The organism is Pseudomonas sp. Pc102, from assembly GCF_018408275.1.
Classification (GTDB): domain Bacteria; phylum Pseudomonadota; class Gammaproteobacteria; order Pseudomonadales; family Pseudomonadaceae; genus Metapseudomonas; species Metapseudomonas tohonis.
Genome location: NZ_AP021905.1, coordinates 591,823 through 612,095, shown reverse-complemented (window position 1 = coordinate 612,095; position 20,273 = coordinate 591,823). Strand labels below are relative to the sequence as shown.

The window sequence follows — 20,273 nt, the reverse complement described above, 5'->3', positions numbered from 1 at the left end:
GCACCTCAGGCCGCGGCGGCGACGGGGTTGGCGCCCACAAGGCGGCGTTGCAGGCGGCCCTGCAGCTCATTGCCGAAGGCGTAGTAGCGCGCCACCAGGCCCTGGGCGCGGGCCGAGAAGCGGTTGTAGGCGATCACCGCGGGGATGGCGGCGAACAGGCCGATGGCGGTGGCGATCAGCGCTTCGGCGATGCCCGGGGCCACGGTGGAGAGGGTCGCCTGCTGCACCTGGGACAGGCCGATGAAGGAATTCATGATCCCCCACACGGTGCCGAACAGGCCGATGTAGGGGCTGACCGAGCCGACGGTGGCGAGGAAGGTGAGGCCCTTCTCCAGGCGCTCCTCCTCTTCGGCGATGGCGACATAGAGGCTGCGCTCGACACCGTCCACCACCATGTCCGGGGCGATGCCCGGCTCGCGGCGCAGCTGGGCGAACGCCTGGTAGCCGGCGTGGAAGATACGCTCCAGGGCGGCGTCCTCGTCCGGCTCGCCGTCCTTGCGCTGCAGCTGGCCGAGCTCGGCGGTGCCGCGCAGGCGCGCCAGGAAGGCACGAGCCTGGCGTTCGGTGCGCGCCAGCAGGGCGCCGCGCTGGACGATCAGGTACCAGCTGAACAGGGAGGCGAGCAGCAGGATCGCCATCACCCCTTTCACCAGCAGGCTGGCGTCGCTGATCAGGCCCCAGACGGTCATCTGTTCCAGTGTTGCGTGCATGGTTCGGTTCCTCGTGTTGCCGGGCCCGCTGGCCCTATTCGATTACGCGGTGGTGACGGATTGATGACAGCGCTTCAGTGCAGGCCCAGGGTCCGTGCCACCTCGGCCCAGGGCACGAACTTGAAGTTCTGGGTTTGCTCGGGCATGCGCTTGCGGCCGTCCTGCACCACCAAAAGGCCCTGGCTCCAGGGGCCGCCGAGGTTGGCGGAGGTGACTTCCAGGCCGTCGGTCTCCGAGGCGCCGTCGATGCCGGCCCCGGCGTTGAGGCCGACACGGAAGGCGCCGCGCAGGGCGAAGGGCGGCTCGGCGTCGAGCACCACGTAGCTGTCGTTGCCCTGGCTGGAGATCACCAGGTAGTCACGGGTCTCGCTCTGGTACAGGCCCAGGCCCTCGACGTCGGCGTGCAGCGCGTCGCCCACCTTCATCACCGAGGCCAGGTCGGCGGGGGCGTCGGCGCGGGCGTCCAGGGCCCAGACGCCGACGTCTTCCTCGCCGATGAACAGGCGCTGGCGCTGGTCGTCGGCGACACAGCCCTCGGGCTGGCTGTCGACGCGGAACTCGCGCACCAGCTGCCCGCTCGCCGCGCCGCTGGCGCCGTCCAGGCGGTATTGCAGGAAGCGCCCGTCCTTGCCGTTGGCGAAGGCGTAGAGCTCGCCGGAGGCCGGCTGGAACAGGCAGATGCCGTAGATCTCCTTGAGCGGGGTGGGCACCTCGCCGGCCGGCTTCACCTCGCCCGTGGCGCGGTCGATGGCGAACAGGCTGAGGCTGTTGCGGTCGCGGTTGCTGGCCACGGCCAGGTCGACCCGCTGGCCGCCGAGGGCGAAGCCGGGGCGCACGTCGACATTGTTCAGGCGGCCCACCGGCAGTTCCTGCAGCAACTGGCCATCGAGGCCGTAGACCAGCAGGCCCTGCTTCTTGTTGGTGCCGAGCACGCGGCTGGCGGCCGTATCGTTCGGGTTGACCCAGATGGCCGGGTCATCCGCCGCATCGCCCTGGCGCCCCACCGGTTCGCTCTGGCGCAGGGCGGCGACGCTGGGCAGCACCGGCGGCAGGGCCACGGGCTGTGCCTGCCAGTCCAGCCGGCCCTGGTGGAAGCGCCCGCTGGCGTCGTCCTGCAGCAGCAGCTCGGTGCCCCGGGCGCTGGCGGCGACGGCGATGCGCTCGGGCTCGTCCAGGCCCGGCAGCGCCAGGCTGGCCACGGCCTGCCAGGCCTCGCCCTGCTGCTGGTAGAGGTGCAGGCGGGCGGCGGACGGGTCCAGCGCCAGCAGGCCGCCGGGCACCACGGCCATGGCCCCGGCGCGTTTCGCCAGGCCGCCGAAGGGGGCCAACAGGTCCACCGGCATGCGGGCGCTGTCGGCTTCCGGGTGGGCCGGGTAGGCCCAGAGGCCGACGTTCTCTTCGTTGACGAACAGGCGGTTGGCAGCGTCGTCCACCTGGCAGTACTCGGCCGCCGGTGGCAGGGCCAGGCCGCGTACGCGTCGGGCCTCGGCATTCAGGCGCGGGCCGGCGCCCACCAGCCACTGCTCGCCGTGGCCGTCCTCGCCCACCAGGAACAGGTAGAGGTTGCGCGCGTCGTCGCGGTACAGGCAGAGCCCGGCGACGGCGTAGTCGCGGGCCGGCAGCTGCAGTGGGGCGCCCCAGCGCTGGGCGCCGATGTCCAGGCTCACCAGGGTGGCCTGCTGGGTGGCGTTGTCGAGGCTGGCGACGATCACGCCCCGGGGCCCGGCGCTGCGCAGGTCGAGGCCGGAGAAGGAGCCGGGCAGGCGCGCCCGTTCGCGGCCTTCGCCGTCGAGCAGGAGCAGGCCGTCGCGCTCGCTGGCGGCCAGGCGGGCGTCGCTGCCGGGCAGCGGGCGAAGGTCTTCGGCCTTGAGGGCGGAGGCGCCCCATGGGCTGAGGTCGAGCCGGGGAGACGAGGACTCGGCGGCCGGGCGCGGCTGGCAGGCGGCCAGGCCGAACAGGGCGGCGAACAGCAGGGCGGTACGGGGGCGGATAGCGGTCATCGGGCGGTTCCAGGCGATACGGGGGTGCCGCCCTCCCCGGTGGGGAGGGCGTGGCGATCAGAAGTGGGTGAAGGTCAGGCCGAGCGTGTAGGTGGGGCCGTATTCCTCGTACTGGGCGTTGTAGCTGCGGCGCCCGGTGTAGACGTAGTAGTGCTCGTCGGTGAGGTTCTGCGCCTCGAAGGACAGCTGCAGCTCCTTCGTCAGGAAGTAGCGGGCGCTGAAGTCGACGAAGGTCTGCGAATCCACGTGCAGGTCGTGCTGGCGGTCGCCCACCGGGGCCACTTCGAACAGGTAGTCGGACTTGTAGTTGGCCGAGAGGCGCAGGCTGAGTTTGTCGTTCTCCCAGCCGAGCATCAGGTTGCCGACGGTGTCGGACTGGTTGGGCAGGTCGATGTCGCGCTCAAGGGTGCGGCCGCTGGCGGCGTCGAAGCCTTCGATGCTGGCGTCGGAGCGGCTGAAGGTGGCGTTGGCGCCCAGCAGCAGGCCGTTCCAGGGCGCGGGCAGCCAGTCGAATTTCTGCGAGTAGGCCAGTTCCAGGCCGTAGAGCTTGGCGTTGTCGCCGTTGGCGTAGGTGTTGGCCTCGTCGAAGGTCGCCCAGGCGCCGGTGCCGGCGAGGTCGGTGTTGTAGATGAAGTTGTCGATGTCCTTGTAGAAGACGAAGGCGGAGACCACGCCGGCGCGGCCCAGGTAGTGCTCGATGCCCAGGTCGAAGTTGCTCGACTCCAGCGGCGACAGGTCGGGGTTGCCGAAGCTGGCCTCGTCGCCGTCGATGACGAAGCCCGGGGCCAGCTGGCCGAAGGTCGGGCGCACCACGGACTTGGTCCAGGCGGCGCGCAGCTGGGTGTCCTTGTCCAGCTGGTAGCGGGCGTGCAGGCCGGGCAGCCAGTGGTGGTAGTCGCGCTTGCGCTCGATGCTTTCGTAGGCGCCATCGCGGATGCCGGTGCCCTTGGCCTCGAACTCGGTGCCCTCGTAGCGCAGGCCGGCGATGAAGCGCCAGTCGTCCACGTCCAGGGTGTTCATGAGGTAGGCGGCGTTGATGTCTTCGCTCATGTCGAAGTCGTTCACCCGCGACTCTTCCTCGTTGTAGAAGTCGGCGGCATCGAGCTGGCCGATCAGGCCCTTGATGGCGCTGGCGCTGATGCCGGGGCCGAAGCGGTCGAGGGCGTAGTGCACGGTGCCCTTCTGGAACCGGCCGAGGTTGAGCTGCTCGTCGCTGAAGAAGGTGTCCAGGTCCTCGTAGGTCCAGGCTTCCAGGTCGTTGGTCTTGTCGCGGCGGCTGAGCTTGCCGCCGAACTTGGCCTGGGCGGCGTAGCCGGAGAGGTCGTAGTCGCGGGCGAGGTCGAGGCGGATGTTCTTCTCGGTGTCCTCGGTGTTCTGCTTTTCCCAGTCGATCTTGTCGAGGGCGAAGTTGGCCGGGTCGTAGAACGCGTCCTCGACGTTGAGGCGCGGCTTCTTGCTGTCGTCGAAGCCGGTGCCGGTGAAGTCGCGGATGCCTTCGAAGGTGGCACCGGCGATGTGGCCGGGGCTGTCCTCGCTGGAGCGGCTGTAGCCGGCCTGCCCGCTCAGGGTCCACAGGCCCATCATGCGTTCGCCGCCGAACACGTAGGACTGGATCTCCTGGGTTTCCTCGCGGTCCTTCAGCTCGCGGTAGCCCTCGCCGTCGCCGGTCTCGCCCGGCAGGCGCGCGTCGTCGAACTCGATGCCGGCGGCGTTGCGCGTCTCGCTGTCCTTGAAGCGGCTGTAGAGGGTGCGCAGGTAGTAGCTGGAGACGTCGTCGGGCTTGTAGTCGAAGTTGAGGCCGCCGCCGGCACGCTCGCGGGTGATGGCGTAGTCGCGCTGCTCCAGCTCCTCCAGGCGGGCGCCGTCCTCGAAGTCCCAGGCGCCGCCGGTCTCGACGTTGTCGGAGCCGAACTTGCGTTCCTGCCAGCTCAGGGCCGCGGCCACGCCGAAGTTGTCGATGCCCTCGCCCAGGCTGAAGCGGTCACTGATGGCGCCGGAGAACTTGGGGCTGGTCTGGTCGGTGTTCTCGTCGTAGCTGCCCTCGGTGCTGCCGGTGTAGAACAGGCCCTCGTGGTCGAAGGCGGAGAGGCTCTCCACGTCGATGGTGCCGCCGAGGGAGTTGGCGTCCATGTCCGGGGTGAGGGTCTTGATCACGGTGAGCGACTGCACCAGCTCGGCGGGCAGCACGTCCAGGGCCACGGCGCGGCGGTCGCTTTCCGGGGCGGGCACCAGGGTGCCGTTGATGGTGACGCTGTTCAGGTCCGGGCCCAGGCCGCGCACGCTGACGAAGCGGCCTTCGCCCTGGTCGCGCTCCACCGAGACGCCGGGCAGGCGCTGCACCGCTTCGGCGGCGTTCTGGTCCGGCAGCTGGGCGACGCCATCGGCATGCACCACGCTCTCGACGCTGTCGGAGGCGCGCTGCTCCTTCAGGGCCTTGTCGATGCTCACGGCCTGGCCGACCACCTCGACGTGCTCGGTGGCGCCGGCGGCGCCCTCGTCGGCGGCCAGCGCGACGCCGGCCATGGCCAGGGTCAGCGCGCTGAAGGTGAAGCCCGCGAGCCGGGCGGCGGTGCTGCGCTTGTACATGAATGCTCTCCCCAGGATTGTTCCAGGCCAGGCAAATGGCCCGGCAATGTGGGAGCGGACGCTAGGCAGCGCGGATGAAGCTTCTGTGACAGGACAACGGCACCGGGCGGGAATGGAGGGGTTTTGCGGGGGTAGCCCCGGGGTTTTGAGCTGATAGGACCCGAGCACGGCGATGCAAGCCAGGCCGGAGCCTCCTGTAGGGGCGAATTCATTCGCCCAGCGGAGCGCAGGTCCGCCGCTACCTACAGCCCCGCAGAAGCAGCCCTGCGGGCTGCCTGGCGAATGAATTCGCCCCTACCAAAGCAGCGCGAAATGCTGAAAAACACCCCACGTCCCCTGAGCCGATCCGACCCTCCCACCCCGCTCCGGCGCTGCAACCTCGCCGTCACAATCATCTGCTCTGCTGGCCCGGTCTAACCCTGCGGACCTGCCCATGACCTCCCTGCTGAAGCTGCACCGCCTCAAGCTCACCGCGCTGTTCCTGGCGGCCAATGCCGGGTTGCTGCTGCACCTGGCGGTGGGCGACCTGAAGGCGGCGTCGGAGTGGGTCTGGCTGGACATACTCGGCGAGGGCGGCTCGGCGCTGCTGGCGCTGGTGTGGATCGGCCTGGTGTTGAAAAGCCGGCCCGCCGGGCGGGTGACCAACCTGCTGGTGCTGGGGCTGGCGGGGGTGTTCTTCTCCTGGTGGATCGACAGCCTCGACGAATTCATCCGCATGCCCGACACGGTGCACTGGGACCACTGGCTGGAGTCGGTGCCGATGCCCATCGGCCTGGTGCTGCTGACCCTGGGCATCTACCACTGGCACCGCGAGCAGCTGGCCATCAGTGCGCAGATGGAGAAGCGCGAGCGGCTGTTCCGCGAGCATCGCCAGTTCGACACCCTCACCCCGCTGGGCGACGCCGACTACCTGCGCCGCCAGCTGGAGCTGGGCCTGGGCGAGGCCGCCGCGAACGGCCAGCCGCTGTCGCTGGTGATCCTCGACATCGATGACTTCAGCCAGGTCAACGACCGCTTCGGCCACGCCGAGGGCGACCACCTGCTGCTGGCCCTGACGCAGTTGCTGCTGCTCAACCTGCGCCGCCAGGACCTGCTCTGCCGCCTGGCCGGCGACCGCTTCGTGGTGCTGCTGCCGAACACCGGCGAGCGCCAGGCGCACCAGCTGGCCACGGAGCTGGGCGAGGCGGTGGCGCACTTCGCCCACCGCACCCGCCAGCACGGCGAGCGCCTGCAACTGCGCGCCAGCACGGCGGTGGCGATGGCCCTGGACGAGAGCCCCGAGGCGCTGCTGCAACGGCTCAACCTGGCCCTGGCGAAGGCGCGCTCGCCGCGCCTGGCCCACAGTGCCTGAGGTGCGCGATGACCATCAGGGGTGACTGGTACGAGTGCGACAGCCGCTTCATCCCGGCCCACGGCCAGCCGGCGGTGCTGATCGACCTGGCGCTCTCGCGGGGGATCGACAGCCACCGCCTGCTGCGGGGGACGGGTTTGTTCTACGAAGACATCCTCGCCGGCGGGCAGCTGGTCAGCCCGCAGCAGTTCCTCGGGCTGATCGGCAATGCCCGGCGCCTGCTGGCCGCCGACGACACGGCCTTTCTCTTCGGCCAGCGGCTTTTGCCCGGCCACTACGGCGCCGCCAGCCACACCCTGCTGCACGCCGAGCACCTGCAGGATGCGCTGGGCCAGTTGATCCGCCAGCGGGCGCTGCTGACCCCGTTGCTGGCGCCCCGGCTGTTGCTGGACGAGCAGGACGCCTGGCTGTACTGGGTGGACGCCTGCGGGGCGGGGGAACACCGGCGCTTCCTGCTGGAGGCGAGCATGACGGCGGTGGCGGCGCTGTGCCGGCGCCTGGGCGGGGAGCGGCTGCCGTGGCGCTACCACTTCGCCCATGGCCAGCCGCGCTGCATCGAGCAGTACTGGGTGCACCTGGGGGAGGAGGTGCGCTTCGACCAGCACGTGGACGCCATGCAGGTGCCGCGCGCCTGGCTGACCCGGGCGCTGCCGGAGGCGTCGCAGACCGCCGGCCGGGTGGCACGCCAGGAATGTGCGCGCCAGCTGGAGGCGTTGGGCCATCGCGCCAGCCTGCTGGACCGGCTCTACGGCTGGTTGCTGGAGCGGGTGCGCGAGGCGCCGGTGCTGGAGGATGCGGCCCAGGCCTTCGCCATGAGCCCGGCCACCTTCAAGCGCAAGCTGGCCAAGCACGGCACGCACTACCAGGAGCAGCGCGACCTGGTGCGCAAGCACGTGGCGTTGTACCTCTATCGCATCAAGGGCTACGGCAACGACGAGGTGGCGGCGTACCTGCGCTTCCACGACAGCACCAACTTCCGCCGCTCGCTCAGGCGCTGGACGGGGCTCTCCCCCAGCGCGCTGCGCCAGCTGTTCGGGGCTTGAGGGGCGTCATTCGTAGAACAGCGTGAGGGTGGCGATGGTGGTCACCGCACCAGGGCTGACCGTGGGCGCGACCTGGTAGTAGCGCGCGATCAGGGGGATCACGCTGGGGCCGCCGGCCGCGCCGGTGCTCAGGTGGTAGGCCTTGGCACCCAGCACCAGGGGCGTCCCCCCACCCGCGCCCTTGAGCAGTTGCACACCCACGCCCTTGGCCATGCCGCTGCCTTCTCCATTCTTGAGCACCGAGTCGGCGGCCTGCAGCCCGTCCACGCGATAGGACACGCGGATATCGGGGTCGCAGTCGAGCTCGAGGTTGAAGGCCTTCGGCCTGGCGCTGCTGCCGACCCCGCCGAAATGGTGCAGGTTGGCGATGGGCAACTGCACGGTGGTGGTGGGGGTGCGCAGGCGGCAGCCCTTCTTGGTGAACACCAGTTGGGAGGACGGGAAGGTCAGTTCGTTGGTCAGCAGGTTGTGGTAGTAGACGCGGATCGGCGGGATGTTGAAGGTGCCCGTCTCGATGGGCCCGGTCTTGATCAGCTGGATCCACCAGCGCTGGGCGGGGACGTACTTGTTCGACGATATCTGCATCTCCGTCCGCGGGTAGCTCATGAAGGCCCCACCATTCATGGTGGCGGGCGGCCGGTTGGCGTTGTTGTGCCAGGCCACCTTGATGCCGACGCCGGGCACACCCGTTTCATAGACATCGGCCTGGTCGGTCCGGGTGGCACCTCCGTAGTAGCCATGGTCGTGCCAGATGGTGCCCGGCCCATAGCAGGACGCGCTGGCCTCCCCCGTGCCGACCCAGCCATTGGTGTCGAAGAGCACCGAGCCCACCGGGGCATCGCGCTGCAGGGAGAGTGAGGTCGGAAGCGGGAAGTGGGTCTTGTGGCCCGAGCCGGTGCAACTGGCTCCGAAGGCCAGTCCGGAGACAAGGAGCGCCAGGGCGCCTGCCAGCCTGCTGCAGATGAGAGGGGTCATGGAAACGCCCAAACAGAGTACGGGCGAAAATCCTAGCGGCACCAAAAGTGGCGACGCGTAGGAAAAAGCACCAAGGACTCCGCCCCTGTCTGTAGGCCATTGCCCTCGGCAGCCGGATGGCAAGGCTCCGCCTGCGGCTTCACCGGCGCACCGTGACTTCCACGTGCATTCGGGTAGCCTTGTCACTCCCTGACCCGCTCGAAGCCTCGCCATGCCAGATGCACCCGTCTTTCTCGACGATACCGACCGCCAACTGATCGCCGCCCTGCAGATCAACGCCCGGGAAAGCGTCGCCACCCTCGCCCGCCGCCTGGGCATCGCGCGTACCACGGTGAACTCGCGCCTGGCGCGCCTGGAGCGCAGCGGGGTCATCAGCGGCTATGGCGTGCGCCTGGGCCAGCGGGTTGCGGAGGGCGGCCTGCAGGCCTACGTGGGCATCACCGTCAGGCCGCGCAGCGGCAAGGACGTGCTGCGCCGGCTGACCGGCATGGCCGAGGTCCAGTTGCTGTGCACCGTGAGCGGGGAGTTCGACTACGTGGCCTGGCTGCGCGCCGAGTCGCCGGAGCGGCTGGACCTGCTGCTGGACGAGATCGGCAATGTCGAGGGCGTGGAGCGCACCACCACCTCGATCATCCTCAGCTGCAAGATCGACCGCGGCCAGCCGCTGCAACCCGACCCGAGCTGAAGGGTCGGTCAGCGGTAGAACAGGGTCACCGTGGCCACGGTGATGACATGGCCCGGCACGATCCGCTCCTCCACCTGCCGGTAGCGGGCCATCAACGGGATTTGCATCATCTTTCCAGCCACCCCGCTGTGCCCGAGGGGGTACTCGCGGCCGGTGTGCAGCGGAACGTGCTGCATATCCGTCAGTTGCACCCCCACACCTTTAGCCATCATCAGGCCCGTGCTGTTCTTCAGCGTCGATTCGTCATGGGTAAGCCCATCGATGCGGTAGGCGATGTTCAGGCCGGGATCGCAATCGAGGTTGATGCTCACATCGAGCGGCCAGGCGGTGCTGCCGACGCCGGAGAAGTCCTTGAGCCAGGTCTTGTGCAGGTCGCGGGTTCGGTCCCGGCCATCGACCAGCCTGCAACTCCGCGCCTGGAAGGTGATGGCGAGCGAGGGGAATCGCAGGGTGTTGGTGCGCTCGTCGTGGTAGTGCACCTCCACGTTCGGGATGCTGTAGGTGCCGCTGGAGATCGGCCCGGTCTTGATCAGCTGGATCCACCAGTTGCTCGCGGGGGTATAGCGGCCCCAGGCCAGCGCATCCGTCTTGCGCGGAGAGTTCATGAACTCGCCGCCGCTCATCTGCGCCGGCAGCGACTTCGAGTCCCGCGACCAGGCCACGCGGATGCCGATACCCGGCACGCCACTGGGGTAGACGTTCGGATGCCCCGGAACGCCCGCTCCGCTGATGAAGCCCCGGCGCAGCCAGAGGTCGCCGTGCTGCAGGAACCCGCCGCAGGTGACATCCGCCGTGCCGCCCTGGATCCAGCGCTGGGTATCGAACAGCACGAGCCCCTCCGGCGCGTCGCGCGGCACCACCAGCTCCGCCGGCAGGGGCGCCAGGGTCGGGGGCGCCTCGGCGGCCCGGGTGCAGGTGGCGGGGAACCCCCACGCCTGCTGCTGAAGGACCCCGAGCAGCGAACAGAAAAGGATGAACGTACGACGGAGCCAAGCACGCATGAGGCATCTCCCAGAGCCCGAGTGACAAGGCCTGGATGATGGCTTATCGATATCCGAACGCGGGCGGGCCGTCCTCCTGACTTGCTGGAGGACATGTCTCTACACTGCGATGAATATTCCCAAGAGGGCCGGGCTGCGTCGCGAAGTTTTCGTCATATCGAATATCCGCATCGTCTATTTGCTATAAATACTCACGTATTGACGACACAAAACGTCTTATGGACGAAAAACAGCCTCCCTAGAATGACGCCAACGCTGCACAGACAGCCCTCTCATTCTTCAGGTCGCCATGCACACCACCAATCGCCACCCCGCCGACGGCAAGAAGCCGATCACCATCTTCGGCCCCGACTTCCCCTTCGCCTTCGATGACTGGATCCGGCACCCCGCCGGCCTGGGCAGCATCCCGGCCGAGCGCCAGGGCGAGGAAGTGGCCATCGTCGGCGCCGGCATCGCCGGGCTGGTGGCGGCCTACGAGCTGATGAAGCTGGGCCTCAAGCCGGTGGTGTACGAGGCCTCGAAGATGGGCGGGCGCCTGCGCTCGCAGGCGTTCGAGGGCGCCGAAGGAATCATCGCGGAGCTGGGCGGCATGCGCTTCCCGGTGTCGTCCACGGCCTTCTACCACTACGTCGACAAGCTGGGCCTCGAGACCCGCCCCTTCCCCAACCCGCTGACGCCTGCCTCCGGCAGCACGGTGATCGACCTGGAGGGCAAGACCTACTACGCCGAGAAGATGGCCGACCTGCCGGCGCTGTTCCGCGAGGTGGCCGATGCCTGGGCCGACGCGCTGGAGGACGGCGCGCAGTTCAGCGAGATCCAGCAGGCCATCCGCGACCGCGACACCAAGCGCCTGAAAGAGCTGTGGAACAGCCTGGTGCCGCTCTGGGACGACCGCACCTTCTACGACTTCGTCGCCACCTCCAAGGCCTTCGCCAAGCTGTCGTTCCACCACCGCGAGGTGTTCGGCCAGGTGGGCTTCGGCACCGGTGGCTGGGACTCGGACTTCCCCAATTCCATGCTGGAGATCTTCCGCGTGGTGATGACCAACTGCGACGACCACCAGCACCTGGTGGTGGGCGGCGTGCAGCAGGTGCCGCTGGGCATCTGGCGCCACGTGCCCGAGCGCATGGCCCACTGGCCGGCCGGCACCAGCCTGGCGTCGCTGCACAACGGCGCGCCGCGCCCGGGGGTGAAGCGCATCGCCCGCGCCGCCGACGGCCAGCTGGCGGTGACCGACGCCTGGGGCGACACCCGCCACTACGCGGCGGTGCTGACCACCTGCCAGAGCTGGCTGCTGACCACCCAGATCGAGTGCGAGGAATCGCTGTTCTCGCAGAAGATGTGGATGGCCCTGGACCGCACCCGCTACATGCAGTCGTCGAAGACCTTCGTGATGGTCGACCGGCCCTTCTGGAAGGACAAGGACCCGGTCACCGGCCGCGACACCATGAGCATGACGCTCACCGACCGCCTCACCCGAGGTACCTACCTGTTCGACAACGGCGACGACAAGCCGGGGGTGATCTGCCTCTCCTACTCCTGGATGAGCGACGCGCTGAAGATGCTCCCGCAGCCCATCGAGAAGCGCGTGAAGCTGGCGCTGGACGCCCTGAAGAAGATCTACCCGGACGTGGACATCGCCAGCCACATCATCGGCGACCCGATCACCGTCTCCTGGGAGGCGGACCCGCACTTCCTCGGCGCCTTCAAGGGCGCGCTGCCGGGCCACTACCGCTACAACCAGCGCATGTACGCGCACTTCATGCAGGACGACATGCCCGCCGAGCACAAGGGCATGTTCATCGCCGGTGACGACGTGTCCTGGACCCCGGCCTGGGTGGAAGGCGCGGTGCAGACCTCGCTCAACGCCGTGTGGGGGATCATGAGGCACTACGGCGGCGCCACCCATGCCGACAACCCCGGCCCGGGCGATGTGTTCGCCGAGCTCGGCCCCATCGCCCTGCCGGAATGACCAGGAGAGACGCCATGCGCATCGCCCTCTACCAGTGCCCGCCCCTGCCGCTGGACCCGGAGGCCAACCTCGCGCGCCTGCACCGCCAGGCGGCCGAGGCAGCGCGGCGCGGCGCACGGTTGCTGGTGGGCCCGGAGATGTACCTGAGCGGCTACAACATCGGCCGCGAGGCGGCGCAGTCCCTGGCCCAGCCCGGCGACGGCCCCTGGGCCCAGCGGGTGGCGGCCATCGCCCGCGAACAGGGCATCGCCCTCCTCTACGGCTACCCGGAACGCGGTGAAGACGGGGCGCTGTACAACTCGGCGCAACTGATCGACGCGCGTGGCGAGCGCCTGGGCAACTACCGCAAGACCCACCTGTTCGGCGAGCTGGACCGGGGCATGTTCAGCCCTGGCGAGGCGCCCTGCCCGATCATCGAGCTGGAAGGCTGGAAGCTCGGCGTGCTGATCTGCTACGACGTGGAATTCCCCGAGAACGTACGGCGCCTGGCCATGGCCGGTGCCGAGCTGGTGCTGGTGCCCACCGCCAACATGGTGCCGTACGACTTCGTCTGCGACGTGCTGGTGCGCACCCGCGCCTACGAGAGCCAGTGCTACCTCGCCTATGCCAACTACTGCGGCGCCGAGGGGGCCATCCGCTATTGCGGCCTCTCCAGCCTCAACGGCCCGGACGGCGAACAGACCGCCCGCGCCGGTCGCGACGAGACCCTGCTGCTGGCCGACCTTGCCCACGAAGCCCTGCAGACCTCGCGTGCCGCGATCACCTACCTGCACGACCGCAGGCCGGAACTCTACCGGCCCTGACCGCCCCGGGCCCGGCTGGCGAGGCGGGTTCAGTGGTTCCCCGCGTTCGCGGGGATGACGGCGCGCTCAAGGCTCCCCGCCCCCTCGTCACCCTCGCGAACGCGGGGGCCCACTGGAACAGCGCGCCTCGTTGACCGGTGCCTGGAATGAAAGACCGCCCGGGGCAAAAGGCAGGGCCGCCGGGCGGTTGAGAAAGAGACTCGAGGGGACAGGGTCAGGTCAGCACGGCGTGCGGCCCGGTGAGGTAGTCGAGCAGGCGGAACAGTGTCGGCGCCAGGGCGCTGCAGTGGGGGAAGCCGTCGCGGATGGCGGCGGCGCTTTCCACCGACCCCATCAGCGCCAGGTCGTCGGGGCAGGCTTCGAGCAGTTCGTGGATGCTTTCGGGCGTGCTTTCCAGGTGGCATTGCAGGCCGATGGCGCGTTCCTTCCAGACGAAGCCCTGGTTGGCGCAGGCCGCCGAACCGTAGAGCGGGATGGAGCCGGCCGGCAGGTCGAAGGTCTCGCCGTGCCAGTGCATGGCCATGAGGCGCTGCGGCAGCATGCGGCCCAGCGGCGAGTGCTCGGCGTGGGCGTGTTTCTCCATGGGCCACCAGCCGATCTCGACCTGCCCCGTGCGGACTTGCGCGCCGAGGGCCTCGGCCAGCAGCTGGGCGCCCAGGCAGATGCCCAGCACGCGCTTTTCAGCGGCCAGGGCCGCGCGGATCAGCGCCTTCTCGCCGGCGAGCCAGGGCACCACGGCCTCGTCGTGGACGCTCATCGGCCCGCCCATGACGATCAGCAGCTCGAAGGCATCCAGCTCCGGCAGCGGGCAACCTGCATGCAGGTAGTGCACGCGCACCTGGGCCGAGCGCAGGTCGAGCCATTGGGCGATACGACCGATGCCCTCGAAGGGGACGTGCTGGAGGATGGCGACGCGCATATCAGGCGGGCTCCCTGTGTTTGCCCTTGGCCAGGGCGAAGGCGCGGTTGAGGCGCTTGAGCATTTCATCGACGTTGGCGTGGCTGACCGTGAGCGCGGGAGAAAAGCGCAGGCAGTCGCTGGCCAGGCCGTTGATCAGCAGGCCTTCGTCGAGTGCGGCGCGGACCACCGCGTCGGCGCGCTGCTCGATCAGCGGCATGCCGATCAGCAGGCCATGGCCGCGCAGGGGGCCGTGGCCATGGCGGCGGGCCACGCGGGCGAGGCCTTCGCGCAGATGCTGGGCGACATCGCGCACCTGTTCGAGAAAGCCCGGCTCCAGCACGGTATTCAGCACGGCGAGGCCGGCGGCGGTCATCAGCGCGTTGCCGTGGTAGGTGCCGCCCTGCTCGCCCGGCTCGAAGCAGCAGGCGTTGCCCCGGGCGAGCAGCGCAGCCAGGGGTACGCCGCCGCCCAGGCCCTTGCCGAGGGTGATGATGTCGGCGCGCACGCCGTAGAGGTCCTCGGCCAGCAGGGCACCGCAGCGGCCGATGCCGGTCTGCACCTCGTCGAGGATCAGCAACACCCCGCGCTCGCGGCACAGGCGCTCGGCGCCCTGCAGGTATTCGAGGGTGGCGGGGATGACCCCGGCCTCGCCCTGCACCGGTTCCAGCATCACCGCGACGACGCTGTCGTCGACGGCGGCGCGCAGGGCGTCGAGGTCGTTGAACGGCACCTTGGTGAAACCGGGCACCTTGGGCTCGAACAGGGCCTGGAAGGCCGGCTTGCCGGAAGCGGACATGGTGGCGAGGGTGCGGCCGTGGAAGCTGTTGCCGGCGGTGACGATGCCGTAGGCGCCGCCACGATGCAGCTGGCCCCATTTGCGCGCGAGCTTGATCGCCCCTTCATTGGCTTCGGCGCCGCTGTTGAGGAAGTAGACCTGGTCGCTGCCACTGGCCTGGCACAGGCGCGAGGCGAGCTTGAGCATGCCGCGGTTGTAGAAGGCCGGGCCCGGGTTGATCAGGGCCTCCGCCTGGCGCTTGAGCGCCTCGACCACCACACCGGGGCTGTGGCCGAGGCTGTTGACCGCCCAGCCCTGGGTGAAGTCCAGGTAGGCGCGGCCATCGGCGTCCCACAGCCAGGAGCCCTGGCCACGCACGAAGACCTGGGGCGGGCGTTCGACGGTGCGCATCAGGCGCAGGCCGGCGAGGGGGTCACGCATGGTCGGCGACCTCTTCATGACGGTATTCGATGCCCAGCAGGCGCAGGCCTTGCGGGCCCTGTTCGAGGATGCGGCGCAGCTCGCGGCGCCGGCGGATGCGCAGGGCGAAGCCCTCGGCGAGGGGGAAACGCTCGCGCAGCAGGGCGGTCACCTCCACGTAGCGCGCCTGGCTCACCTCCAGGGTGGCGAGCAGCACGCCGTGGCGTTCCAGGTTGATCTGGTAGTCGCTCATGCGCGCATGCGCTCCAGCGGCAGGCCGTGCAGGCGTGCACTCCAGTCCTCGACCTGGCCGCTGGAAAGGCGCCGCGCCGCACCGTCGCGCCAGCGGCCGCTCAGGGCTTCGCAGGCCTGCAGCAGTTGCAGGCCCTCGCGCTCCAGGGGTTCGTGGAAGTAGGCACGCACGGCACGGGCGACGCTGAGTTCGGGGTACGGGCGCTCCAGCAGCGAGAGGCGATCCACGGTGCTGACGAAGCCGGGTCGCAACACGCGGTAGAACCAGCCGCAGCGGCCGGTGTCCTGCACCAGGCGCGGCAATTCCTCGATGCCCCAGCGACGGCTCAGGCGGTAGCAGGGCGAGCGCGGCTGGCTGACCTGGATGATGGCTTCGCCCCAGCGGAAGCTGTCGCCGATGCACACCTGCTCTTCGGTGAGGCCGTAGGTGGAGAGGTTCTCGCCGAAGGACGGGGCCTTCCAGGCGAGGTGGCGGTAGTGCTTGCGCCAGTAGCGGTAGTGCTCCGCCGGGTAGTGGTGCAGGGCGCGCTCGGGGCCGCCGTGGAATCGCGGGTCACCCTGCTCGTCGCTGCCCAGGCCCTGGGGCCAGAGCCAGAGCCGGTGTTCCACCGGGCGCTTGTCGATGGCGCTGCTGAGTCCCCCGCCGATATCTTCGGCTTTGCCTATGAATACACCTTTTACTTCCAGGCCCTGCATGTCGTGCTCCAGCGCTTGAACCAGGTTCTATGGCCGCTAGACTAGGACCTTGCCGCTGCGCATGACATTTCGATTTTTCAGGTTCTTCGATAAGAAAGACTTATGGATTTCCGCCAGCTCCGCTATTTCGTCGCGCTCTACGAGGAAGGCCATGTCGGCCGCGCCGCCGAGCGCCTGAGCATTTCCCAGCCGGCGCTTTCCCAGCAAATCCGCCAGTTGGAACAGGGGCTGGACGTGAGCCTGTTCCAGCGCACCGGCAAGCGCCTGCTGCCGACCCTCGCCGCGCACACGCTCTACAACCATGCGCTGCCGCTGCTCGACGGCATGGAGCGGGCACGCGAGGCGTTGCGCAACTTCCGCGGGCAATCACCCCGCAGCCTGGCCATCGGCGTGCTGCAGACGGTCAACGCGAGCCTGGTGCCGCTGCTGCTGGAGCGCCTGCGCGAGGCCCAGCCGCACCTGGTGGTGCAGATCTACGAGCTGTCGGGCCTGGACATCGAGCGGCGCCTGCTGACCGGCAACCTGGATATCGGCATCGGCTTCCTGCCGCCGCGCCAGCCGGGGCTGCACAGCCAGTTGCTGTACGAGGACGAGTTGCAGCTGGTGATTCCCGAGGAGCACCCGCTGAAGGAGTTCCGCAAGGTCTCGCTGGCCCAGGCCGCGGAGTTGCCGATGCTGCTGCTGGGCGAGGAGTTCCGCGTACGGCAGATCTGGCAGGAGCAGTTGGCGCTGATCGGCCGCCGCCCGCAGGTGCAGGCGGAACTGAACCACATGGCCGGCATCCTCGACAGCCTGCCGCATACGCGCCTGGCCACGGTGCTGCCCGGCCGCGCGCGACAGTTGCATGCCAACCAGGCGCTGCTGTGGAAGCCCTTGAGCGAGCCCCGCGTGCCGTTGAAGGTGGGGTTGGTATTCCGCGATGCCCAGCGCCAGCAGGCGACGCTGGAGCTGCTGCAGGCCCTGCTGGAGAACCTGGTGCCCCCCGCCGCGTGATGCCGGGCCCGGAAAAAGAAAAACCCCGCCGAAGCGAGGTTTTTGCAGACTTGTATCCCTGACATCCCTGATCTACCCACCATCCTGGCGGAAATCCGGCGTAGTCCCTGTTTTTCAGTGCGCTTCCTGCGCTACGTCCCTATGGAGTGAAGATTAGTCCTGCAACCATGTAGGCGGAAGCAGCGAACGCCTTCAGAAGATGTAAGCAATATCTTACAAAATAGCGGTTTGACGACATGATCACAAAAGGCCACCACTTCGGCGGAATGCCCCGTTCCAGAGGCCATGCGGCAACCAAGCAAGCGATCGGTAGGCTTTGTCTTCAGAATAGTCGCTTGATAGACTCGGTTGTCCTACAAGAATGATATGGCCGGCCTTTTCGGTGCGGTCGACTGGGGTCATGACCATGCGCGTAGTTGCGATTGCCCTTTGCTGCCTCACCCCTATCATCGCCACCACCGCCCTTGCCGGCGGCCAGGACAGGCTCCCCGATCACAAGGCGGCCGTGAGCCAGGTCTTCTGGCCACAGCTCTATGCGGGCGCCGGTACCACGCTGTATTGCGGCAAGGCCTTCACCGGCGAGAGCGGACTGCTGGCAGCCAGCCCGGTCTATTCCATCAAGCAGATCAAGAGCGCGCTGCGCTGCGTCACCGACAGCCAGTGCAAGAGCGCCAACGCGCAATATCCCTTCATGCTCGCCGACCTGCACAACCTCTACCCGGAGCTGGCGCGGGTCGAACTGGCGCGGCGCAATGCGCTGTTCGGCATGGTCGGCGATGTGCCGAGCAAGTTCGGCGCCGAGTGCGATCTCAAGACCAGCTTCCAGCTGGTGGAGCCCCGCGATGCCGCCAAGGGCAACGTGGCCCGGGCGATCTTCTACATGCACATCGAGTACGGCCTGCCCATCGTCGGCCAGGTGCAGATGTTCAAGGAGTGGCACCGCCTGGACCCGGTGGACGCCGAGGAACGCGCCCGCAACGAGCAGATCGCCGCGCTGCAGGGCACCCGCAACCGCTTCATCGATGACCCGGGCCTGGTGGACAGGCTGATCGCGGATTGAAGGGGCGCAACCAGACCTCGGAGCCCGCAACCGCCGCGCGCTCCGGACGTAGGGTGTGCTGCGCGCACCTGGGACCCGCCGCAAGCACCGAGCGGCGGTGCGCACGACACACCCTGCGGCACGGGCTCACCCTGCCAGCCCTCGGCTCGAACCGTCACAGTCACAGAGCCGATGACTCATGACCGGGTCCTGAAGACGCGATTTCCCACGCTCAAATGAAAAAGCCCCGCATCGGCGGGGCTTCTTCGTTTGCGGGGGCCGCTTAGAACTGGGCGGCGTCCAGCAGGTACAGCGACTCGCTGCCGGCTTTCACGGAGGCGGTCAGGGAGTGGATGCGCGGCAGCAGGCGGGCGAAGTAGAAGCGCGCGGTGCCGAGCTTGCTGGCGTAGAACTCGTCCTGGCCTTCCTTGCCCAGTGCAGCCTTGGCCATCAGTGCCCACATGTAGGCGTAGGCGGTGTAGCCGAAGGCGTGCAGGTACTCGACCGAGGCGGCGCCGATCTCGTTGGGGTTGGACTTGGCGCGTTCCAGCAGCCAGGCGGTCAGGTCGTCGAGGTTGGCGACGGCGGCGTTCAGCGGCTGGACGAACTCGGCCAGGTCGGCGGAGGCGCTGCCGGTGAAGGCCTTGATCTCGTCGGAGAAGTGCTTGTAGAACGCGCCACCGCTGCCGACGACCTTGCGGCCGACGAGGTCCAGGGCCTGGATGCCGTTGGTGCCTTCGTAGATCTGGGTGATGCGCACGTCACGCACCAGTTGCTCCTGGCCCCACTCGCGGATGAAGCCGTGGCCGCCGAAGATCTGCTGGCCGTGGACGGTGGTTTCCAGGCCGAGGTCGGTGAGGAAGGCCTTGGCCACGGGGGTCAGCAGGGCGACCATTTCCTCGGCGCGCTTGCGCACGACGGGGTCTTCGCTGTACTTGGCGGTGTCGAGCTGCATGGCGACGTAGGTGGAGAAGGCACGGCCACCTTCGTTGGCGGCCTTCATGGTCAGCAGCATGCGACGCACATCGGGGTGCACGATGATCGGGTCGGCGGCCTTGTCCTTGGCGACCGGGCCGGTCGGGGCACGGCTCTGGATGCGGTCGCGGGCGTATTCGACGGCGCTCTGGTAGGAACGCTCGCCGGAGGCCAGGCCCTGGATGCCGACGCCCAGGCGCTCGTAGTTCATCATGGTGAACATGGCGGCCAGGCCCTTGTTCGGGGCGTCGACGATCCAGCCGGTGGCGCCGTCGAAGTTCATGACGCAGGTGGCGGAGGCCTTGATGCCCATCTTGTGTTCGATGGAGCCGCAGGACAGGGCGTTCTTCTCACCCAGGGAGCCGTCGGCATTGACCATGAACTTGGGCACCAGGAACAGCGAGATGCCTTTCGGGCCGGCCGGCGCGTCGGGCAGCTTGGCCAGGACCAGGTGGATGATGTTCTCGGTGAGGTCGTGCTCGCCACCGGTGATGAAGATCTTGGTGCCGGTGAGCTTGTAGCTGCCGTCGGCCTGGGGTTCGGCCTTGGTGCGGATGATGCCCAGGTCGGTGCCGGCGTGGGGTTCGGTCAGGCACATGGAGCCGGCCCAGACGCCCGCGTACATGTTCGGCAGGTACTTTTCCTTCAGCTCTTCGCTGGCGTGCGCGTTGATCGACAGGCAGGCACCGGCGGTGAGCATGGGGTAGAGGCCGAAGGACAGGTTGGCCGAGTTGACCATTTCCTCGACCTGGGCGGAGATCGCCTTGGGCATGCCCATGCCGCCGAAGACCGGATCGCCACCGACGCCGACCCAGCCGCCTTCGGCGTAGGTCTTGTAGGCCTCGGGGAAGCCGGCCGGGGTGCTGACCACGCCGTCGTTCCACTGGCAGCCTTCCTCGTCGCCGGAACGGTTCAGCGGGGCGATGACGCCGCCGGTGACCTTGCCAGCCTCTTCGAGGATCGCGGAGGCGGTTTCCGCATCGACGGTCTCGGCCAGGGCGGGCAGTTCAGCCCAGAGCTTGGCGACCTCGAAAACTTCATTGAGAACGAAGCGCATATCGCGCAGGGGCGCTTTGTAGTCAGCCATGTGCAAAAC

Annotated in this window: 17 protein-coding genes; 7 read left to right on the top strand and 10 right to left on the bottom strand. The window is 68.5% G+C overall.

Translation table 11 applies throughout. The annotated features are described in order from the left end of the window. Window positions 1-5 precede the first annotated feature (5 nt). The 3 genes from tolQ to PHLH3_RS02855 all read right to left on the bottom strand — a co-directional run bounded on the left by tolQ (window position 6) and on the right by PHLH3_RS02855 (window position 5,296). Complete coding sequence (tolQ, locus tag PHLH3_RS02865) at window positions 6-710, bottom strand: protein TolQ (RefSeq protein ID WP_213628155.1); 705 nt, start codon at window positions 708-710, stop codon at window positions 6-8. A gap of 74 nt (window positions 711-784) precedes the next feature. Next, on the bottom strand, window positions 785-2,710 hold the full coding sequence (locus PHLH3_RS02860) for a phytase (protein WP_213628153.1): 1,926 nt from the start codon (window positions 2,708-2,710) through the stop codon (window positions 785-787). A gap of 57 nt (window positions 2,711-2,767) precedes the next feature. Continuing rightward, a complete protein-coding gene (locus PHLH3_RS02855) occupies window positions 2,768-5,296 on the bottom strand; it encodes a TonB-dependent receptor (RefSeq protein ID WP_213628151.1) in 2,529 nt (842 codons plus the stop codon). A 433-nt stretch (window positions 5,297-5,729) separates the two neighbouring features. Between PHLH3_RS02855 and PHLH3_RS02850 the strand changes: the two genes are divergently transcribed. Further along, window positions 5,730-6,647: a GGDEF domain-containing protein gene (locus tag PHLH3_RS02850; protein ID WP_107329735.1), complete on the top strand. Its 918-nt coding sequence runs from the start codon at window positions 5,730-5,732 to the stop codon at window positions 6,645-6,647. An 8-nt stretch (window positions 6,648-6,655) separates the two neighbouring features. Continuing rightward, on the top strand, window positions 6,656-7,690 hold the full coding sequence (locus PHLH3_RS02845) for an AraC family transcriptional regulator (RefSeq protein WP_213628149.1): 1,035 nt from the start codon (window positions 6,656-6,658) through the stop codon (window positions 7,688-7,690). Between the two features lie 6 nt (window positions 7,691-7,696). On the opposite strand, the gene PHLH3_RS02840 is transcribed toward PHLH3_RS02845, so the two are convergent. Next, window positions 7,697-8,665 carry a fimbrial protein gene (locus tag PHLH3_RS02840; protein ID WP_213628147.1) on the bottom strand — a complete coding sequence of 323 codons (969 nt, stop codon included), beginning with the start codon at window positions 8,663-8,665 and terminating at the stop codon, window positions 7,697-7,699. Between the two features lie 211 nt (window positions 8,666-8,876). Between PHLH3_RS02840 and PHLH3_RS02835 the strand changes: the two genes are divergently transcribed. After that, a complete protein-coding gene (locus tag PHLH3_RS02835; protein WP_213628145.1) occupies window positions 8,877-9,350 on the top strand; it encodes an Lrp/AsnC family transcriptional regulator in 474 nt (157 codons plus the stop codon). Between the two features lie 8 nt (window positions 9,351-9,358). Here PHLH3_RS02835 and PHLH3_RS02830 read toward each other — a convergent pair whose 3' ends face one another. Continuing rightward, window positions 9,359-10,351: a fimbrial protein gene (locus tag PHLH3_RS02830; RefSeq protein ID WP_213628143.1), complete on the bottom strand. Its 993-nt coding sequence runs from the start codon at window positions 10,349-10,351 to the stop codon at window positions 9,359-9,361. Window positions 10,352-10,640: 289 nt separating this feature from the next. On the opposite strand from PHLH3_RS02830, the gene PHLH3_RS02825 reads away from it, so the two are divergent. After that, entirely contained in the window at window positions 10,641-12,323 is a 1,683-nt protein-coding gene (locus tag PHLH3_RS02825; RefSeq protein ID WP_213628141.1) for an NAD(P)/FAD-dependent oxidoreductase, read from the top strand. 14 nt (window positions 12,324-12,337) lie between these two features. Beyond that, window positions 12,338-13,126: a carbon-nitrogen hydrolase family protein gene (locus PHLH3_RS02820; protein ID WP_213628138.1), complete on the top strand. Its 789-nt coding sequence runs from the start codon at window positions 12,338-12,340 to the stop codon at window positions 13,124-13,126. A 214-nt stretch (window positions 13,127-13,340) separates the two neighbouring features. Here PHLH3_RS02820 and PHLH3_RS02815 read toward each other — a convergent pair whose 3' ends face one another. The 4 genes from PHLH3_RS02815 to PHLH3_RS02800 are packed head-to-tail and all read right to left on the bottom strand — an operon-like array spanning window position 13,341 to window position 16,170. Further along, window positions 13,341-14,045 (bottom strand): type 1 glutamine amidotransferase, encoded by a 705-nt coding sequence (locus tag PHLH3_RS02815; RefSeq protein ID WP_213628136.1) that lies wholly within the window; start codon window positions 14,043-14,045, stop codon window positions 13,341-13,343. A 1-nt stretch (window position 14,046) separates the two neighbouring features. Further along, window positions 14,047-15,243 (bottom strand): acetylornithine transaminase, encoded by a 1,197-nt coding sequence (locus tag PHLH3_RS02810; RefSeq protein WP_213628134.1) that lies wholly within the window; start codon window positions 15,241-15,243, stop codon window positions 14,047-14,049. Continuing rightward, window positions 15,236-15,475 carry a hypothetical protein gene (locus tag PHLH3_RS02805; protein WP_213628132.1) on the bottom strand — a complete coding sequence of 80 codons (240 nt, stop codon included), beginning with the start codon at window positions 15,473-15,475 and terminating at the stop codon, window positions 15,236-15,238. Before PHLH3_RS02805 ends, PHLH3_RS02810 begins: the two co-directional genes overlap by 8 nt. Continuing rightward, the gene (locus PHLH3_RS02800; protein ID WP_213628130.1) at window positions 15,472-16,170 is read right to left on the bottom strand and encodes an MOSC domain-containing protein; all 699 of its coding nucleotides are present in this window, start codon (window positions 16,168-16,170) and stop codon (window positions 15,472-15,474) included. Before PHLH3_RS02800 ends, PHLH3_RS02805 begins: the two co-directional genes overlap by 4 nt. A 102-nt stretch (window positions 16,171-16,272) precedes the next feature. On the opposite strand from PHLH3_RS02800, the gene PHLH3_RS02795 reads away from it, so the two are divergent. Beyond that, a complete protein-coding gene (locus PHLH3_RS02795; protein ID WP_111259551.1) occupies window positions 16,273-17,163 on the top strand; it encodes a LysR substrate-binding domain-containing protein in 891 nt (296 codons plus the stop codon). Window positions 17,164-17,569: 406 nt separating this feature from the next. Beyond that, entirely contained in the window at window positions 17,570-18,223 is a 654-nt protein-coding gene (locus PHLH3_RS02790) for an endonuclease (RefSeq protein ID WP_213630393.1), read from the top strand. A 262-nt stretch (window positions 18,224-18,485) separates the two neighbouring features. Here the strand turns inward: PHLH3_RS02790 and PHLH3_RS02785 are convergent, their stop codons facing one another. Beyond that, window positions 18,486-20,264 carry an acyl-CoA dehydrogenase C-terminal domain-containing protein gene (locus tag PHLH3_RS02785; protein ID WP_173177559.1) on the bottom strand — a complete coding sequence of 593 codons (1,779 nt, stop codon included), beginning with the start codon at window positions 20,262-20,264 and terminating at the stop codon, window positions 18,486-18,488. Window positions 20,265-20,273 lie beyond the last annotated feature (9 nt).

What these genes read in the sequence shown, in the direction of transcription:
- tolQ (WP_213628155.1), bottom strand. Translation starts at nt 710, where the DNA reads ATGCACGCAACACTGGAACAGATGACCGTCTGGGGCCTGATCAGCGAC.
- PHLH3_RS02860 (WP_213628153.1), bottom strand. Translation starts at nt 2,710, where the DNA reads ATGACCGCTATCCGCCCCCGTACCGCCCTGCTGTTCGCCGCCCTGTTC.
- PHLH3_RS02855 (WP_213628151.1), bottom strand. Translation starts at nt 5,296, where the DNA reads ATGTACAAGCGCAGCACCGCCGCCCGGCTCGCGGGCTTCACCTTCAGC.
- PHLH3_RS02850 (WP_107329735.1), top strand. Translation starts at nt 5,730, where the DNA reads ATGACCTCCCTGCTGAAGCTGCACCGCCTCAAGCTCACCGCGCTGTTC.
- PHLH3_RS02845 (WP_213628149.1), top strand. Translation starts at nt 6,656, where the DNA reads ATGACCATCAGGGGTGACTGGTACGAGTGCGACAGCCGCTTCATCCCG.
- PHLH3_RS02840 (WP_213628147.1), bottom strand. Translation starts at nt 8,665, where the DNA reads ATGACCCCTCTCATCTGCAGCAGGCTGGCAGGCGCCCTGGCGCTCCTT.
- PHLH3_RS02835 (WP_213628145.1), top strand. Translation starts at nt 8,877, where the DNA reads ATGCCAGATGCACCCGTCTTTCTCGACGATACCGACCGCCAACTGATC.
- PHLH3_RS02830 (WP_213628143.1), bottom strand. Translation starts at nt 10,351, where the DNA reads ATGCGTGCTTGGCTCCGTCGTACGTTCATCCTTTTCTGTTCGCTGCTC.
- PHLH3_RS02825 (WP_213628141.1), top strand. Translation starts at nt 10,641, where the DNA reads ATGCACACCACCAATCGCCACCCCGCCGACGGCAAGAAGCCGATCACC.
- PHLH3_RS02820 (WP_213628138.1), top strand. Translation starts at nt 12,338, where the DNA reads ATGCGCATCGCCCTCTACCAGTGCCCGCCCCTGCCGCTGGACCCGGAG.
- PHLH3_RS02815 (WP_213628136.1), bottom strand. Translation starts at nt 14,045, where the DNA reads ATGCGCGTCGCCATCCTCCAGCACGTCCCCTTCGAGGGCATCGGTCGT.
- PHLH3_RS02810 (WP_213628134.1), bottom strand. Translation starts at nt 15,243, where the DNA reads ATGCGTGACCCCCTCGCCGGCCTGCGCCTGATGCGCACCGTCGAACGC.
- PHLH3_RS02805 (WP_213628132.1), bottom strand. Translation starts at nt 15,475, where the DNA reads ATGAGCGACTACCAGATCAACCTGGAACGCCACGGCGTGCTGCTCGCC.
- PHLH3_RS02800 (WP_213628130.1), bottom strand. Translation starts at nt 16,170, where the DNA reads ATGCAGGGCCTGGAAGTAAAAGGTGTATTCATAGGCAAAGCCGAAGAT.
- PHLH3_RS02795 (WP_111259551.1), top strand. Translation starts at nt 16,273, where the DNA reads ATGGATTTCCGCCAGCTCCGCTATTTCGTCGCGCTCTACGAGGAAGGC.
- PHLH3_RS02790 (WP_213630393.1), top strand. Translation starts at nt 17,570, where the DNA reads ATGCGCGTAGTTGCGATTGCCCTTTGCTGCCTCACCCCTATCATCGCC.
- PHLH3_RS02785 (WP_173177559.1), bottom strand. Translation starts at nt 20,264, where the DNA reads ATGGCTGACTACAAAGCGCCCCTGCGCGATATGCGCTTCGTTCTCAAT.